This is a genomic window from Uliginosibacterium silvisoli, from assembly GCF_036017035.1.
GTDB lineage: Bacteria > Pseudomonadota > Gammaproteobacteria > Burkholderiales > Rhodocyclaceae > Viridibacterium > Viridibacterium silvisoli.
On record NZ_JAYXHS010000001.1, the window covers coordinates 1,711,098 to 1,726,773 of the forward strand.

The following is a 15,676-nucleotide window of genomic DNA, read 5'->3' on the forward strand; positions in this document are numbered from 1 at the left end:
CGTACCATTGTGGCGCCGACTGTCGGCTGAGATAGTTAGCAGTTGAAATCTGGAATGCTTGGGAAGTCGAGATGCTGAGTCTATTGAACAGATTGATCGGTCGTGGCGTTTCACGCAGCGTACTCGTGTCCTGTTTCGACCTCGTCGCCGTTGCTGCGTGCTGGTGCGGCGCGTATCTGCTGCGATTCAATTTCTCAGTACCGCCGGATTTCATGCGTACCGGTCTGTTCAACCTCGCGTGGATCCTGCCGGTGCATGCTTTCATGTTCCGGGGCTTCGGGTTGTACAAGGGCATGTGGGTATTCGCCAGCCTGCCCGATCTTTCGCGCATTGTGAAAGCAGTGGGCACGGCTGCCATTGTGGTGATTGTCGTGGCGGGCTTCGTTCGCGCGAGTGTTCCGATTCCACGCTCGGTCCTCGTGGCATTTCCTGTGTTTCTATTGGTCGTGATGGGCGGAGCACGGGCGATGTACCGCGCCTGGCGCGAATACTATTTGTATGGCGCCCTGGCCGCCGCGGGCAGGCCCGCTTTGCTGATTGGCGCTGGTGAGGCCGGTGTCAGTGTGATGCGCCAGTTGCAACGCTCCCCCGAGTGGCGTCTGGTGGGGGTGTTAGACGACAACCCTGGCAAACATGGGCGCGAGATGATGGGTTTGCGCATTCACGGTTCGATCGACGAACTCGAACACTGGGCGCGCGAGCTGAAGGCACAGCATGCCATTGTGGCGATGCCTTCTGCTTCTGCAGAGGTGCGCAAGCGCATCTTGGGCAAGTGCCTGAAAGCGGGGGTCCATGCGCTGATGGTTCCGACGCTTGCCGAGATGATGAGCTCGGATCGCCGTCTTGGCGGCGACACGCAGACCTTCCGGGAGGTCAATATGGAGGACCTGCTGGGGCGCGACCCCGTGGCGATTGACTGCCCCAACATAGACAGCATGCTGGGTGGGCGTACTGTACTGGTGACGGGGGCTGGCGGTTCGATTGGTTCCGAATTGTGCAGGCAGATCGCGCTTTTTCACCCCGGTCAGATCATTGCATACGAAGCCAACGAGTATGCCTTGTATCGTCTAGTGGAGGAGTTCGGCAGGCGCTTTCCGGAGGTGCCGCTCGTGCCCGTTGCAGGGGATGTGCGCGATGCGCTGTGGCTGGACGAGACATTCGCTCGCCATACGCCGGCCTTGGTGTTTCATGCCGCCGCCTACAAGCATGTGCCGTTGATGGAGGACGACAATGCCTGGCAAGCCATAACCAACAATGTATTGGGAACCTGGCGGGTTGCAAAAGCTGCCGCGACGCATCGTGTGCCCAAGTTCGTCATGATTTCTACTGACAAGGCGGTCAATCCGACAAATGTCATGGGCGCAAGCAAGCGTCTGGCAGAGATGGTTTGCCAAGTCGTTCAGGGCGAGAGTCCGGCAACCGCATTCTGCAGCGTACGTTTCGGCAATGTGCTCGGTAGTGCGGGTAGCGTCGTTCCCAAATTCCAGGAGCAGATCGCGGCGGGGGGGCCGGTCACGGTAACGCACCCGGAGATCACCCGTTATTTCATGTCCATTCCCGAGGCGTCGCAGCTCGTTTTGCAGGCAGCCAGCATGGGCACCGGCGGCGAGATCTTCGTGCTGGATATGGGAGAGCCGGTGAAGATTGCCAACCTTGCTCGTGACATGATTCGGCTGTCCGGGGCCGAGAACATACAGGTCGAGTTCACCGGTTTGCGTCCTGGCGAGAAGCTGTACGAGGAATTGCTGGCGGATACCGAGCACAGCTTGCCGACGCACCACGAGAAGCTGCGTATGGCGCAGGCTCGCGCAGGAGATCCTCAGGTCGTTGCCGAGATCATTGACTGGCTTCGTGCTTCGCGCGTGCCTTCGCCGACGGAGATCAAGCGCGAACTGCGTCGCTGGGTGCCCGAATATGCGCCGTTTCAGCGGCCGCTCCTCCAGCCGGTTCCCAATACCGGGCCAGTGGAGTCTTCGCGAGCCATCGGCAGTTAGCATCAATGGCTACCTACGTCGTCGGCGACTTGCAGGGCTGTCTGGATCCGCTCACAGCGCTGCTCGAAAAGGCGGGTTTTTCCGTCGAAGGAGACCGCCTGTGGGTTGTAGGCGATCTCGTCAATCGCGGGCCACAGTCGGTCGACGTACTGCGCTTCCTGCGTTCCTTGGGCTTTGCCGTGACTGCCGTATTGGGCAATCACGATCTTTATCTGCTCGCACTGGCCGCAGGCCTGCCCCCCAAAGACAAACTTGGCGACACGATACAGCCGGTGCTGGATGCCCCGGATCGGGACGTGTTGATGGACTGGTTGCGCGGATTGCCCCTCATGCATGCAGAGGGGGCGTGGGCGATGGTGCATGCAGGCTTGTTGCCGCAATGGAGTGTGCCGCAGGCGCTCGGCCTGGCGGAGGAGGTGGCGGAGAACTTGCGTGGCGACAACTGGCGCGGCTTCCTGCTGGAGTTGTTCGGTAATAAGCCGACCCAGTGGGGCGAATCGTTGAGCGGTTGGGATCGCTATCGCATCGTCATCAACGCCATGACCCGTATGCGCTTCATCACGCCTGAGGGGGTTTTGGAGCTCAAGCCCAAAGGCCCGCCGGAGAATGCGCCGGAAGGTTTGATTCCCTGGTATTCGGCAGCCAACGCGGCGTGGCGCACCCATACGATCCTGTGCGGGCATTGGTCTGCCTTAGGCTTGCGGGACATGGGGCACGTCGTCGCTCTGGATTCGGGCTGCGTGTGGGGCGGCAAACTGAGCATGCTGCGCCTCGAGGATCGCAGCGTCTTCCAGGTGGACTGTCCGGCTTGTTCGCTACCCGGCGGGAGTGACTGAGCTGGCGCTGGGCGGGCCGTAATGCTTACGGCATGCCCAGGTCGCGAGCGATCTGTTCGCGTGTCATGGCCGCGTATTCGCGTCGATTCAGGCCTGCGGGCAAGGGCGTGAGCGCGCGCAGTTCAGCCCAGACGCCCGGCGCCTTGACGATGGCGCGCAGACATTCCATGAAGCTCACATCGCCATCGTAGGCAGGCGCCAGGCTGCGCTGACCTTGTTCGTCCAGATAGCGCAGACTCATCGGCACCACATCGGCCTGCGCCGGGCTGGCGGCGTCGAACAAGGCCGCCGTGAAGGGCAGCAGTTCGCTGCCATTGGTGGTCGTGCCTTCCGGGAAGAAGGTCACACGCTCGTCCTGCAACAACCTGTCGCTGAGCGCGCGGGCAGTGCGAGCCGCATCCTTGCGATTGCTGCGCGCGATGAAGATGGTGCCTGTCGAAGCTACCAGCCAGCCGATCCAGGGCCATTTGCGGATGTCGTCCTTGCAGACGAAGTGAGTCTGCGTCACGGCGTTGATGACGAAAATATCCAGCCACGAGATGTGATTGCTGACGATCAGTGCGCGTGCGGGCAAATCCAGGCGCGGGGTGAGCAAGCGCACCCCGAGCATCCTCAGCATCTGCTCTGACCATCGTTGCTTGAATGTGCCAAGGCGCGCTGTGCTCATGCGTGGTGCCAGAAAGCGCATGATGGCCAGGCCTTTCAAGAGGTGCAGGAAAAGGCGGCTCATGCGCCAGGCGGCGCGGATTTCCACGAGGGGGCGAACAGACACGGTGAGGCAGGGGGCCGCAGGGGACCTGGCAATTGAGGTGCGGGCGAGTATAGCTGCTCTGTTTGCAGCCCGTGCAACGCCCGGGTGCCGAGCGGCATCCCGGGAGATCGTCAATCCTGAGCGCTCAGCGATCGAGGAAGTGGCGTGCGTAGCGCGGGTCGAGGCGCGACATCGGCATCAGCAACAGCAGGTCTGCCGTGTTGAAGTCCGGATCCCAGGCGGGGGCGCCACAGACACGCGTACCCGCGCGGATGTAGCCCTTGAGCAGAGCGGGCAACTCGGCCGGTGTCTCCGTCGCGAGTTGCTCCACCGGCAGGGGATTGCGCGGGAAGACGTGGTACTCCGGCCCAGCCATGTGGGTCTCGCGCAGCGAGTTGTAGATATTGGCGGCGTTGTGACCACCGTCGGCCATGCCGATGCTGGCGCAGCCCATCAGGTATTCGAAACCATTCTCGCTCATGAAGCGCGCGAGGCCTGCCCACAACAGCGTGATGACCGAACCGGTGCGGTAGTCCGCATCGATGCAGGAGCGGCCGATTTCCACCAGATTGCTGCGCAGGTGATGGAAACGCGTGATGTCGAATTCGGTTTCTGAATAGTACGAGCCGACGCGGTTGGCGGCGTCCGGCGTGAGGATGCGGTAAGTGCCGACGATCTTGCCTGCCGCCTCATCGCGCACGATGAGGTGCTGGCAGTAGGCATCGAAATGATCGCGATCGACGCCGGGGATGCGACACGGGATGCGTGCGCCCATTTCTTCGGCGAACACACGGTAGCGCAGCTTCTGCGCTTCAAGAATTTCGGATTCGCTGGTGGCCAGCCCGACGTGAAGACGGTGCTGTTTGCGCAGCAGTACTTGTGATTCGGCACGTAGCATGCAGATTCTCCTTCTAGGAGAACCCACTCTAGGTGGCGTCAGTTGCGCTCGCGTTACGTGAACATTGCGGAATGGTTACGGCGCTGGACTGCTGTGAGCCATGCAGCATGAATGAAAAAGCCCTCCGCAAGGAGGGCCGTTCCGGGGAGCGTGGTGTTCATTCAGTGCGTCACGCGCATCGTGCCGCTGCTGTTGACTACCCGTACACGTTCGCCTTCCTTGAACTTGTCGTCGCCGATGCCTTGCACGATGATCAGGCTCTCTCCGTTATCCAGACGCACGGTGAGCTCCAGCGCTTTCTCACGCGTCAGGCCCTCTTCCGCTGCGGCACCTGCTACGCCGCCAGCGACGGCGCCAAGCACTGCGGCGACAACCGAGCCTTTACCTTGTCCAACCGCGCTACCTGCCACACCGCCGACAACGGCGCCCGCACCTGCACCGACGGCAGATTTCGTGCCTTCCAGCCGGACTTCCTTGATGCCGACAAGGACGCCTTCGCGGAAGGTCATGACGCGGCGGGCTTCGTCGCGCGAGTAGACATCGCCGGCCTTGCTGGAGACACAGCCTGCCGCACCCAACACCAGTGATAGTGCGCAAATGGTCGGGAGGAGTCTGGAAGGCATGCTGTTTCTCCGTTTCTGCAACTGTTTCCGGCTCAGAGTGTTTCGCCGAAATCAGCAGTAAAGCGCTCGGCAATTTCCGAACGCGAAGGTTGATGATTCTGTCCGCCGCGATGCGCGATCTTGATCGCACCCATCAGCGAAGCGAGCTTGGCCGACTTGGTCAGCGTCCAGCCCTGTGACAGGCCGTGCAGCAGGCCGCCGCGGTATGCATCGCCACAGCCGGTCGGATCGACCACAGCTGCAGCGCGCGCACACGCCACTTCTACGACCTTGCCGTCTTCGTAGATGCGCGAGCCGTGCTCACCGAGTGTGACAATCAGACCCTTCACGCGTTCCGCCAGGGCTTCGATCGACATGCCGGTCTTGTCACAAACGAGTTTGGCTTCGTAATCGTTGACCGTGCAGTAGCTGGCGAGGTCGATGCAGCGGAGGAGGTCTTCGCCGGACAGCAATGGCAGGCCCTGGCCCGGGTCGAAGATGAAGGGCACTTTCGCCGCAGCGAAGTTGCGGCAATGCGTCAGCATGCCTTCCAGGCCGTCCGGCCCGACGAGGCCGATCTTCACGCCCTCGGCGGCGTCCTGAACATTGTTCAGATGCGACTGCATCATCGCGCCCGGGTGGAAGGCCGTGATCTGGTTGTTGTCCTGGTCGGTCGTGATGAAGGCCTGCGCCGTGAAAGTGCCTTCGATCGTCTTCAGGAAGCGCTGGTCGATCTTGAGTTTCGTCAGGCGTTCGCGGTACGGGCCGACGTCGTCACCCACCGTTGCCATGATGCGTGCATCGCCGCCCAGCAGGCTGATGTTGTAGGCGATATTGCCCGCGCAGCCACCGAACTCGCGGCGCATCTCCGGCACGAAGAAGGAGACGTTCAGGATGTGGATCTGGTCGGGCAGGATGTGGCGCTTGAACTGGTCCTGGAACACCATGATGGTGTCGAAGGCCATGGAGCCGCAAACGAGAATGGACATGGGCGTGTGCTCTGACAAAAGACAATGAAAGTGGGCGCAGGTAGACGTACGAACGGCCAGCAGGCGCCCGATAGGCGCAACTGCTGGCCGCTTTCAGCTTAGGCCAGGGCGGCGAGTGCTGCGTCGTAGTTCGGCTCGTTCTTGATCTCGGACACCAGCTCCGAGTGCAGCACCCTGTTGTCTGCATCCAGCACGACGACGGCACGTGCCGTCACGCCTGCCAGCGGGCCGGTCTTCAGGTCGACGCCGTAGTTGCTGATGAACTCGCGGCCACGCAGGGTGGACAGCGTCTGCACGTTCTTCAGGCCTTCCACTTCGCAGAAGCGCTTGGCGGCGAATGGCAGGTCAGCGGAGATCACCAGCACGACGGTGTTGTCGAGGCTGCCGGCCTTCTCGTTGAATTTGCGGGTCGAGGTGGCGCAGACGGCGGTATCGAGGCTAGGCACGATGTTGAGAACCTTGCGCTTGCCGCCGAAGCTGGCCAGTGCAACGTCAGACAGATCGGCTGCAACCAGGCTGAAAGCAGGTGCGGTTTCGCCAGCTTGCGGGAAGTGGCCGCCGACTTCGATCGGGTTGCCGCCGAGTGTGACTGTGCTCATTTGATACTCCTTGGTTTGATGGGACGGGTCGGAGTGATCCGGCTGGTTCTGGGGGAAACAAATAGGGTGGTAAGCGAGGGCGGCGACGGCAGGCCAGGCAACTAGCGGTAGAACACGCCCAGCCGGTAGCCCATCACCTGCGCATCGCTGGTCAAAGTGATCTGCGCTGTCAGCTCGCCTTGCGCCTCGAAGGCAGCAGTTTGCGTGATATTCGTAGGCAACCAATCCTTCGGCTCCAGCACGCGACGCGTCAGCGCACGTTCGAAACGGTCGGTGAGTGTGATCTCCAGCTGCGGCCAGGCCACGGGGTAATGCGCATGATTGCGTACCGTGACGGCCAGGTGGTAGCCACCCTTGGGGTCAGTCGCCTGCGTCAGGTCCGAGCCGACCAGCAATACCTCGTCGGCATCCTTCGGGTAGGGCACGTCGCACGACAGGTACTGGCAGGCTTGCTCCAGCGACGCACGCAGACCCGGGTAGTAACGCGTCAGCTCGACGCGCAGGACGTAGGTGGCGAGCAGCAGGCCCGTGACCAGCAGCAGTGCGTTGCCGAAGATCAGCTTGAGGCGCGTCTTGCTGTGTGCAGCGGCGAGGGCTGGGTCCATCCCCACGGCCGGCTGGATGTCTTCCTCGTCGAGGAAGACTGTGTGCAGCTGCGGCACCTCATCACCCTCTTCGCCTGCAGGAATGACCGTGTCGCCTTCAAGCGCGTCGTCCTGGCTGGCAGTGGCAGCGGCGTCGCCTTCGGCGTCATCTGCCGCGCTCCCCATCTCGATGAACTCTGGCTCAGGAGCAGGGGCCTCTTTACTGTCGCCGCCCGCTTCTTTCGCATCAAGCCCGTCGAGGTCGAACGCGAGGTCGGCGGCATCATTCTGCTGGGCGGGTGGATCGATCTGGGTGATCTCGGCCTGGGCATGACTTGCCTCATGAGGCTCGTTGCGATGCAGGGCCAGAGGTGTCGGTGGCAGGTCGATTGCAGCGATCGGATCTGCTGCGTCGTCGGCTGTCGTATTTTCGGAGCCGAGATTTTCGGCCGCCGCCCAGGTCGACGTGAATTCCGTATCAGGCGCAGGCGCAGGTGCTGGCGATGCAACCGGAGCGGGCGCCGCAGGCGGTGTAGGTTGCGCGGGTGTTGGCGCTTGGAGCGGCGTGTCTTCCGGCAGCTCCTCAAGGGACTCGAGCGCTGAAAAAGGGACATGGCAATGCCCGCAGCGGACGCGACCGCCGCGCAGGTTGAGCTGTTCCATGCGGACGCGGAACGTCGTCTCGCAATGCGGGCAGCGCGTGATCAGCAAGCCGTGCTCCCCTGCATCGCGCCTTCCAAGCGGATCCAGCCTTCATGCTCAGCGCCCACGCGCAGGGCGATCCACGGCGCATACGCCGCAATTACCTGTTCGGCCTGCTCGGCGAGCACGCCGGAGAGGGCCAGCCGGCCACCGGGGGCGACATGTGCCGCAATGCCGGGAGCCAGTACACACAAGGGATTGGTGAGGATGTTCGCCACCACCAGATCATACTGCCCTGCAAGCTGTTGCGCACTCGATAGCCACTCCGTGCGATTGGCGGCAATGCCGTTGCGCTCGGCGTTGGCACGGCTGGCGGTGACGGCATGTTCGTCGATATCCACGCCCAGCACCTTGCCGGCACCGAGCTTCGCAGCGGCGATGCCGAGGATGCCGGAGCCGCAGCCATAGTCGAGCACGGTGGCGCCGGGGGTGATTGCATCCAGCAGCCATTGGAGGCACAGACGCGTGGTTGGATGCGAGCCGGTGCCAAAGGCCATGCCGGGGTCCATCTCGATATTGATGGCGTCCTGGTTCGGCGCGTCGTGCCACGACGGGACGATCCACAGGCGATCGTCGATGTGGATCGGCTCGAACTGCGACTGGGTCAGCTGAACCCAGTTTTGCTCTTTGATTTCCTCGATGGTGAACTCGGGGACGGCATCGAGTCCGACAGCACCAGCTGCCTTGGCCAGCGCTGCAGCCAGATCGATCTGCTTGTCGAACAGCGCGATGACCTTGCTGTGGTCCCACAGGCGGTCATTGATGTGGCCGGGTTCACCGAACTGCGGCTTTTCCTCCGGCGTGCCAGCGTCGGCGTCTTCGATGCTGACGGACAGCGCGCCGGCTTCCATCAAGGCTTCGGAGAGGGCTTCAGCGCGGACTGCTTCGGCGGCGAGGGTTACGGAAAGCCACATGAGATCCGGGTCCGACAATATTCAATCCAGGAAAGGCAAAAGCCGGCTGACGCCGGCTCCTGCATGAGTGCTGCAGAATCAGTCCTTGCCCGCGAGCTTGTGCTCGAGGTAATGGATGTTGGTGCCGCCATGCATGAAGTTCGTGTCGTGCAGCAATTCCTGATGCAGCGGGATATTGGTCTTGATGCCTTCGACGACCATTTCCGACAGGGCGATGCGCAGACGACGGATGGCTTGCTCGCGGGTGTCGCCGTAAGCGATCACCTTGCCGATCATCGAGTCGTAGTGCGGGGGCACCGAATAACCGGCGTACACGTGCGAGTCCACGCGGATGCCCGGGCCACCTGGCGTATGCCAGCTGAGAATCTTGCCGGGCGATGGCGTGAATTTGAACGGGTCTTCGGCGTTGATACGGCACTCGATGGCGTGACCCTTGAGCACGACTTCCTTCTGCTTGTAGCGCAGGGTCTCGTTGGCGGCCACGCGGATCTGTTCCTGCACGATGTCGATGCCGGTGATCAGTTCGGTCACAGGGTGTTCGACCTGCACACGCGTGTTCATCTCGATGAAGAAGAACTGGCCGTTCTCGTAGAGGAACTCGAAGGTGCCGGCGCCGCGATAGCCGATGCGTTTGCAGGCGTTCACGCAGGACTCGCCGACCTTGGCGATGAGCTTGCGGTCGATGCCGGGTGCAGGCGCTTCTTCGATGACCTTCTGGTGGCGGCGCTGCATCGAGCAGTCGCGTTCGCCGAGATAGATGGCATTGCCGTGCTGGTCGGCCAGAACCTGGATCTCCACATGGCGTGGGTTTTCCAGGAATTTCTCCATGTACACCGTCGGGTTGCCGAATGCTGCGCCAGCTTCCGTACGCGTCGTCGTGACGGCCGTGAGCAGCGCGCCTTCGGTGTGTACGACGCGCATGCCGCGACCGCCACCGCCGCCAGCGGCCTTGATGATGATGGGGTAGCCTATCGAGCGCGCGATCTTGACGATCTCTTTCGGGTCATCCGGCAGCGCGCCGACGAAACCGGGCACGCACGGCACGCCAGCGTCGATCATGGCCTGCTTGGCGCTGACCTTGTCGCCCATCATGCGGATCGTTTCAGGGCGTGGGCCAATGAAGACGAAGCCCGACGACTCGACGCGCTCGGCGAAATCGGCGTTTTCGGAGAGGAAACCGTAGCCCGGGTGAATCGCTTCGGCGTCGGTCACTTCCGCCGCGGCGATGATGCGCGGCACGTTGAGGTAGGACTGGGCGGAGGCGGCAGGGCCGATGCACACCGACTCGTCCGCCAGCTTCACGTACTTGGCTTCGGTGTCAGCTTCCGAATGCACGGCGACCGTGCGGATACCGAGTTCGCGGCAGGCGCGCAGGATGCGCAGCGCGATCTCTCCACGATTGGCGATGAGAACTTTTTCGAACATGGTTTTTAGAGGCTCAAACCGCGGGGTTCATTTGCATGAATGGCCCCGTTGTTCCCGCCTGCTTCTCCTCAGCCAATCACAAACAGCGGTTGGCCGAACTCGACCGGTTGGCCGTTCTCGACCAGTATGGCCTTGATCGTGCCCGCAACTTCGGACTCGATCTCGTTCATCAGTTTCATGGCTTCGATCAGACACAGTGGCTGACCTTCCGTGACAGCCTGGCCTTCCTTGACGAAGGCTTCTGCGCCCGGCGAAGCGGAGCGGTAGAAGGTGCCGACCATTGGCGACTTGATGACGTGACCTGCAGGCAGAGCCGCTGGAGCATCGGCAGCAGGGGCTGCAGCAGCAACAGGCGCGGGCGCTGCCGCGGCGGCCACGGGAGCGGGGGCTGCCATGTAGCTGACTTGCGGTGCCGGTGCAGCCAGGTGCTTGGCGATCCGTACCTTTTCTTCGCCCTCGGTGACTTCCAGTTCGGAAATGCCTGATTCCTGGACGAGGTCGATGAGCTTCTTGAGTTTTCGCAGATCCATGTATTGCTCCAATTGCTGGCGGGCGTGTGAATGCCCGGAGAAAATCTCGGTTTTACGTTGTAGTCAATGCGCTAGCCATCTGCCCGACGGCGAATTCGGTGCGGCGCGGTTTAGCGTGACAGCAGGCGGTTCAGGGCGTAGTCGAGCGCCAGGCGATAGCCGCTGGCGCCGAGGCCACAGATCACGCCCACGGCAATGTCGGAAAAATACGAGTGCTTGCGGAAGGCCTCACGCGCATGCACGTTCGAGAGATGCACTTCGATGAAGGGGATCTGCACGGCCGCGAAGGCGTCCCGCAGGGCCACGCTGGTGTGGGTGTAGCCACCGGGATTGATGATGATGAAGTTCACGCCTTCATCGCGTGCGGCTTGCACGCGGTCGATCAGGCCGCCTTCGTGGTTGCTCTGGAAGGACTCGAGCTGCACATTGAGCGCCCGCGCCTGGGCTTCCATGTCGGCGTGGATGTCGGCCAGCGTGGTGCGGCCGTAGATCTCCGGCTCGCGTGTGCCGAGAAGGTTCAGGTTGGGGCCGTGCAGGACCAGAATGCGCGGGCGCGCGGTACCGGCTGCTTGTTTGGCAGAGGTGCCGCCGCTGCTGCTTTTCTTCGCCTTGGGCTTGCTGCTCGCACTCGTCATGGGGCGGAGTTTGCCGCAAATGGCTGCTATCTGTCCATTATTTCGGCGTTTTGGTGGCTATCTTTGAGACTTGATCGAAGCCGAAAGTTGTTGTAACTCGTGTGCCAGTTCGGCTTCCTTGAGGGCGCCGAGCTTGACCGATTGCAGGCTGCCATCCGCGCGGATAAAGGCTGTGAAGGGCAAAGCCATGGCTTTGTTGCCGAGTTCTGCACCGAGTGCCGAGATCTCCATGCCGGTGATCGGCAGCGGGTAACTTGTCGCGTTCGTGCGGCGAAATGCAGCGACATGCGCTGCGTCATCCACGCTGATGCCGACAAACTGCACGTCCGGGGTAGCTTTGGCGCTTTGGTCGAGCAACGGCATCTCCTCGCGGCAGGGCGGGCACCAGGTCGCCCAGAAGTTCACCACCAGCGGTTTGCCGCGCCATTGCGCAAATTCGACGATCTTGCCGTCACTGTCGGGCAATTTGAGTTGCAGGAGCTTTTCAATGGCCGGGCCGTGGTTGGGGGCGAGCAGATGGCCGACCAGCACCCAGGCGCCGGCGCCTGCCAGCGCGGCCGCCAGCAGTGCGGCCGCCATCAACAGCCTGCTTCTGAGCACTCAGATGTCTCCGCTCAGCAAAGCTTCGACGGCCTCGATGCGTGCGCGCTCGCTGGTGCCCCCCGGGCCCGGCTTGCGCGGATTGCGTTCGGCGATGCGGTCGAAGATCGACAGGCGCATCGGCGCACCGTCGTAGTCGAACTCGAGAATGGCTTCGGGCACGTCATGGCCGCCGCGGCGCACTTCCTTGTGTTCGTAGCGCAGCGTGGTGCCGAGCAGGAAGATCTCCACGTCCTTGGCGCTATCGGTGTAGATCTCCAGCTCCACGCTGGAATAGGCGCCTGCCGTGCCGTTCAGTACCGTTCCTGTCAGGTAAGGCTTGAACGGCTCGAGGATGTGCATGACTTCGGCGGCGGCCGTGCGCAGCGCGAACAAGCGTTCGTGGTGGTCGTCGTCCTGGTAGATGGCGAGGTGTTCCTGCAACGCTTCTTCGACCTCGGCATTGGTCGGCAGCGACTCTGCCTCGGTGAGACCCATCTGGCGCGCTGCCTTGCGCTTGGCAAAGGCGTAGTCCTCGACGCCTTCCTCGGCGATCAGTCGCGCGGCAGCCGCGGCGATGGCGCGCCGCAGATTGTTCTGGCGTGGCAGGGCGTGCGCTCGGGTCGTCATATGAAATCCTGAAAGGCTCTGGCTTTGTCTCTGATCGGGCTCTTGTGCCGGGCGCGACGGGATAGAATCCCGGCCTATTGTTACACACCGGTTGGGCGACTCAGTTGTCGACCACCAATGGGAGCAGTCGTTTCATGCATATTCACATTCTCGGTATTTGCGGCACTTTCATGGGCGGTGTGGCGTTGCTGGCGCGCTCGGCGGGTTTCACCGTCACCGGCTGCGACGCAGGTGTGTATCCGCCGATGAGCACGCAACTCGAAGAGCAAGGTATCGCGCTGATCGAAGGTTATTCGCCCGACCAGCTGGCCATGTCGCCGGACCTGTTCGTGATCGGCAATGCGGTATCACGCGGCAATCCGCTGCTCGAGGCGATTCTCGATCGCGGCCTGCCGTATGTCTCCGGCCCGCAATGGCTCGCCGACAATGTATTGCAAGGCAAGTGGGTGCTGGCGGTGGCGGGCACGCATGGCAAGACGACGACGTCTTCGCTACTCGCCTGGATTCTCGAAGACGCGGGCCTCAATCCCGGCTTCCTGATTGGCGGTGTGCCCGGCAACTTCGCCATCTCCGCCCGCCTGACCGATACGCCGTTCTTCGTGATCGAAGCGGACGAGTACGACACTGCTTTCTGCGACAAACGTTCGAAGTTCGTCCACTACCGTCCGCGTACTGTCGTGCTCAACAATCTCGAATACGACCACGCCGACATCTTCCCCGATCTGGCCGCCATCGAAACGCAGTTTCATCACCTCGTGCGCACCGTGCCGAAGATCGGCCGCATCATCGTCAACGACGCTGAAGACAGCCTCAAGCGCGTCGTCGAACGTGGTTGCTGGAGCGAGCTGGAGTGGTTCGGCGGGCAAGCTGAGCAGGTGGCGGGCAAGACCTCCTGGCAGTATGAGGAGATGGACGAGCGCGGCGACTCGATCGCCTTCATGCTCAACGGCAAGGAGCAGGCGGTGAGCCGCTTGCCGCTGGCTGGTGCTCACAACCGCGCCAATGCCTTGGCGGCGATGGCGGCGGCGCGCCACGTGGGCGTGACGCCGATGCATGCAGCCGAGGCGCTGGAGCGCTTCGAAGGCGTCAAGCGTCGACTGGAGCCGCGCGGCACGGTGCGCGGTGTCACCGTGTATGACGACTTCGCGCATCACCCGACGGCCATCGCCACCACCGTTGCCGGCTTGCGCCAGCGCGTCGGCGAGCGGCGCATCCTTGCAGTGCTGGAACCGCGTTCCAATACCATGAAACTCGGCGCGATGAAGAGCCAGCTGCCCGCCAGCCTGGTGCAAGCCGACAAGGTCTTTTGCTATGCCGGCAATCTCGGCTGGGATGCCAATGAAGTATTCGGCCCGATGGGCGACAAGGCGCACGTCAGTGACAACCTGGGTTCGCTGGTTGACGCAATCGCGGCCGAGGCGCGCTATGGCGACCAGATTCTCGTCATGAGCAATGGCGGTTTTGGCGGCATTCACGACCGTCTGCTCGAAGCGCTGGCGCGCAAGTCCTGATCATGAAAAGTCGTGATCTGCGCGAATTCATCGCGCAACTGGAAGCGCGCGGCGAACTCAAACGCATCAGCGTGCCGGTCGATACGCATCTGGAAATGACCGAGATCGCCGACCGCGTATTGCGCGCGGGTGGCCCGGCCTTGTTGTTCGAGAGGCCGCATACGCAGGGCGTGGCGCACAGCATGCCCGTTCTGGCCAATCTCTTCGGTACGCCGCAGCGTGTCGCATATGGCATGGGCGAGGAGGGTGACTGGCAGACAGCCCTGCGTGAAGTTGGCAAGCTGCTGGCCTTCCTCAAGGAGCCTGAGCCGCCCAAGGGTTTAAAGGACGCCTGGGAGAAATGGCCCGTTCTCAAGCAGGTGATGAACATGTCGCCGAAGGAGCTGCGCAGCGGCCCTTGCCAAGAGGTAGTGTGGGAGGGCGACGAGGTCGATCTCGCACGCTTGCCCATCCAGCATTGCTGGCCGGGCGATGTGGCGCCGTTGATCACCTGGGGTCTGGTCGTCACGCGCGGCCCCGAGAAAACGCGTCAGAACCTTGGTATTTATCGTCAGCAAGTCTTGGGCAAGAACAAGGTCATCATGCGCTGGCTCGCTCATCGCGGCGGTGCGCTGGATTTCCGCGATTATCAACAAGCGCATCCGGGCCAGCCCTTCCCGGTTGCTGTCGTACTCGGTTGCGACCCTGCAACGATTCTAGGTGCGGTGACGCCGGTGCCGGATAGTCTTTCGGAATATCAGTTTGCCGGCCTCCTGCGCGGATCGAAGACCGAGCTCGTGACCTGTATCGGCTCCGACCTGCAGGTGCCCGCTTCGGCCGAAATCGTGCTCGAAGGCGTGATCCATCCCGGCGAGATGGCGCTGGAAGGCCCTTATGGCGACCACACCGGCTACTACAACGAGCAGGCCGAGTTTCCCGTGTTCACCATCGAGCGCATCACCATGCGCCGTGATCCGATCTATCACAGCACCTACACCGGCAAGCCGCCGGACGAGCCCGCAATGCTGGGCCTCGCGCTCAATGAAGTGTTCGTGCCGCTGCTGCAGAAGCAGTTTCCGGAGATCCGCGACTTCTACCTTCCGCCGGAAGGTTGCTCATACCGCATCGCCGTGGTGAGCATGAAGAAGGCCTACCCGGGCCACGCCAAGCGCGTCATGTTCGGTATCTGGAGCTTCCTGCGCCAGTTCATGTACACCAAGTTCATCATCGTCGTGGACGATGACATTGACGTGCGTGACTGGAAGGAAGTCATCTGGGCGCTGACGACGCGTGTCGACGCGACGCGCGACACGACCCTGGCCGACAACACGCCGATCGACTATCTCGATTTCGCTTCGCCGGTCGCCGGGCTGGGTAGCAAGATGGGCATCGACGCCACCAACAAATGGCCGGGCGAGACGCAGCGCGAGTGGGGTACGGCCATTGTCATGGATGAGTCCGTCAAGACGCGCGTTGACGAGATGTGGGCCTCGCTCGGCCTGGAATAGTCTGAGGGGA

Annotated in this window: 16 protein-coding genes; 4 read left to right on the forward strand and 12 right to left on the reverse strand. The window is 62.3% G+C overall.

Annotated features, from left to right (window positions below; translation table 11 throughout):
* Positions 1 to 125: 125 nt before the first annotated feature.
* Together VVD49_RS07750 and VVD49_RS07755 are read left to right on the forward strand one after the other, a co-directional pair.
* Entirely contained in the window at positions 126 to 1,994 is a 1,869-nt protein-coding gene (locus VVD49_RS07750) for a polysaccharide biosynthesis protein (protein ID WP_327598565.1), read from the forward strand.
* A gap of 5 nt (positions 1,995 to 1,999) precedes the next feature.
* On the forward strand, positions 2,000 to 2,830 hold the full coding sequence (locus VVD49_RS07755) for a symmetrical bis(5'-nucleosyl)-tetraphosphatase (protein ID WP_327598566.1): 831 nt from the start codon (positions 2,000 to 2,002) through the stop codon (positions 2,828 to 2,830).
* A gap of 25 nt (positions 2,831 to 2,855) precedes the next feature.
* Here VVD49_RS07755 and VVD49_RS07760 read toward each other — a convergent pair whose 3' ends face one another.
* The 12 genes from VVD49_RS07760 to VVD49_RS07815 all read right to left on the reverse strand — a co-directional run bounded on the left by VVD49_RS07760 (position 2,856) and on the right by VVD49_RS07815 (position 12,668).
* Positions 2,856 to 3,560, reverse strand: coding sequence for a lysophospholipid acyltransferase family protein (locus tag VVD49_RS07760; RefSeq protein ID WP_327598567.1), 705 nt, complete (start codon positions 3,558 to 3,560; stop codon positions 2,856 to 2,858).
* A 166-nt stretch (positions 3,561 to 3,726) separates the two neighbouring features.
* On the reverse strand, positions 3,727 to 4,479 hold the full coding sequence (locus VVD49_RS07765) for a GNAT family N-acetyltransferase (protein WP_327598568.1): 753 nt from the start codon (positions 4,477 to 4,479) through the stop codon (positions 3,727 to 3,729).
* Between the two features lie 161 nt (positions 4,480 to 4,640).
* Positions 4,641 to 5,102 carry an outer membrane lipoprotein gene (locus VVD49_RS07770; protein WP_327598569.1) on the reverse strand — a complete coding sequence of 154 codons (462 nt, stop codon included), beginning with the start codon at positions 5,100 to 5,102 and terminating at the stop codon, positions 4,641 to 4,643.
* A gap of 32 nt (positions 5,103 to 5,134) precedes the next feature.
* Positions 5,135 to 6,070 (reverse strand): carbohydrate kinase family protein, encoded by a 936-nt coding sequence (locus tag VVD49_RS07775; RefSeq protein ID WP_327598570.1) that lies wholly within the window; start codon positions 6,068 to 6,070, stop codon positions 5,135 to 5,137.
* Between the two features lie 98 nt (positions 6,071 to 6,168).
* The gene (gene tpx / locus VVD49_RS07780; protein WP_327598571.1) at positions 6,169 to 6,669 is read right to left on the reverse strand and encodes a thiol peroxidase; all 501 of its coding nucleotides are present in this window, start codon (positions 6,667 to 6,669) and stop codon (positions 6,169 to 6,171) included.
* Between the two features lie 101 nt (positions 6,670 to 6,770).
* Complete coding sequence (locus tag VVD49_RS07785; protein WP_327598572.1) at positions 6,771 to 7,964, reverse strand: zinc-ribbon and DUF3426 domain-containing protein; 1,194 nt, start codon at positions 7,962 to 7,964, stop codon at positions 6,771 to 6,773.
* Positions 7,958 to 8,869 (reverse strand): 50S ribosomal protein L11 methyltransferase, encoded by a 912-nt coding sequence (gene prmA / locus VVD49_RS07790; RefSeq protein WP_327598573.1) that lies wholly within the window; start codon positions 8,867 to 8,869, stop codon positions 7,958 to 7,960. Before prmA ends, VVD49_RS07785 begins: the two co-directional genes overlap by 7 nt.
* A gap of 78 nt (positions 8,870 to 8,947) precedes the next feature.
* On the reverse strand, positions 8,948 to 10,294 hold the full coding sequence (accC, locus tag VVD49_RS07795; RefSeq protein ID WP_327598574.1) for an acetyl-CoA carboxylase biotin carboxylase subunit: 1,347 nt from the start codon (positions 10,292 to 10,294) through the stop codon (positions 8,948 to 8,950).
* Between the two features lie 68 nt (positions 10,295 to 10,362).
* On the reverse strand, positions 10,363 to 10,824 hold the full coding sequence (gene accB, locus VVD49_RS07800) for an acetyl-CoA carboxylase biotin carboxyl carrier protein (RefSeq protein ID WP_327598575.1): 462 nt from the start codon (positions 10,822 to 10,824) through the stop codon (positions 10,363 to 10,365).
* A gap of 110 nt (positions 10,825 to 10,934) precedes the next feature.
* Entirely contained in the window at positions 10,935 to 11,459 is a 525-nt protein-coding gene (aroQ, locus tag VVD49_RS07805) for a type II 3-dehydroquinate dehydratase (protein WP_327598576.1), read from the reverse strand.
* 57 nt (positions 11,460 to 11,516) lie between these two features.
* On the reverse strand, positions 11,517 to 12,038 hold the full coding sequence (locus tag VVD49_RS07810) for a TlpA family protein disulfide reductase (protein WP_327598577.1): 522 nt from the start codon (positions 12,036 to 12,038) through the stop codon (positions 11,517 to 11,519).
* Between the two features lie 21 nt (positions 12,039 to 12,059).
* Entirely contained in the window at positions 12,060 to 12,668 is a 609-nt protein-coding gene (locus tag VVD49_RS07815) for a hypothetical protein (RefSeq protein WP_327598578.1), read from the reverse strand.
* Between the two features lie 134 nt (positions 12,669 to 12,802).
* Between VVD49_RS07815 and mpl the strand changes: the two genes are divergently transcribed.
* Positions 12,803 to 14,179 carry a UDP-N-acetylmuramate:L-alanyl-gamma-D-glutamyl-meso-diaminopimelate ligase gene (mpl, locus tag VVD49_RS07820; protein ID WP_327598579.1) on the forward strand — a complete coding sequence of 459 codons (1,377 nt, stop codon included), beginning with the start codon at positions 12,803 to 12,805 and terminating at the stop codon, positions 14,177 to 14,179.
* A gap of 2 nt (positions 14,180 to 14,181) precedes the next feature.
* On the forward strand, positions 14,182 to 15,666 hold the full coding sequence (gene ubiD, locus VVD49_RS07825; protein ID WP_327598580.1) for a 4-hydroxy-3-polyprenylbenzoate decarboxylase: 1,485 nt from the start codon (positions 14,182 to 14,184) through the stop codon (positions 15,664 to 15,666).
* Positions 15,667 to 15,676 lie beyond the last annotated feature (10 nt).

Bases quoted from the DNA above. Each gene is read 5' to 3' on its own strand.
- VVD49_RS07755 (WP_327598566.1), top strand. From the start codon at position 2,000: ATGGCTACCTACGTCGTCGGCGACTTGCAGGGCTGTCTGGATCCGCTC.
- VVD49_RS07760 (WP_327598567.1), bottom strand. From the start codon at position 3,560: ATGAGCCGCCTTTTCCTGCACCTCTTGAAAGGCCTGGCCATCATGCGC.
- VVD49_RS07765 (WP_327598568.1), bottom strand. From the start codon at position 4,479: ATGCTACGTGCCGAATCACAAGTACTGCTGCGCAAACAGCACCGTCTT.
- VVD49_RS07770 (WP_327598569.1), bottom strand. From the start codon at position 5,102: ATGCCTTCCAGACTCCTCCCGACCATTTGCGCACTATCACTGGTGTTG.
- VVD49_RS07775 (WP_327598570.1), bottom strand. From the start codon at position 6,070: ATGTCCATTCTCGTTTGCGGCTCCATGGCCTTCGACACCATCATGGTG.
- tpx (WP_327598571.1), bottom strand. From the start codon at position 6,669: ATGAGCACAGTCACACTCGGCGGCAACCCGATCGAAGTCGGCGGCCAC.
- prmA (WP_327598573.1), bottom strand. From the start codon at position 8,869: ATGTGGCTTTCCGTAACCCTCGCCGCCGAAGCAGTCCGCGCTGAAGCC.
- accC (WP_327598574.1), bottom strand. From the start codon at position 10,294: ATGTTCGAAAAAGTTCTCATCGCCAATCGTGGAGAGATCGCGCTGCGC.
- accB (WP_327598575.1), bottom strand. From the start codon at position 10,824: ATGGATCTGCGAAAACTCAAGAAGCTCATCGACCTCGTCCAGGAATCA.
- aroQ (WP_327598576.1), bottom strand. From the start codon at position 11,459: ATGACGAGTGCGAGCAGCAAGCCCAAGGCGAAGAAAAGCAGCAGCGGC.
- VVD49_RS07810 (WP_327598577.1), bottom strand. From the start codon at position 12,038: ATGGCGGCCGCACTGCTGGCGGCCGCGCTGGCAGGCGCCGGCGCCTGG.
- VVD49_RS07815 (WP_327598578.1), bottom strand. From the start codon at position 12,668: ATGACGACCCGAGCGCACGCCCTGCCACGCCAGAACAATCTGCGGCGC.
- mpl (WP_327598579.1), top strand. From the start codon at position 12,803: ATGCATATTCACATTCTCGGTATTTGCGGCACTTTCATGGGCGGTGTG.
- ubiD (WP_327598580.1), top strand. From the start codon at position 14,182: ATGAAAAGTCGTGATCTGCGCGAATTCATCGCGCAACTGGAAGCGCGC.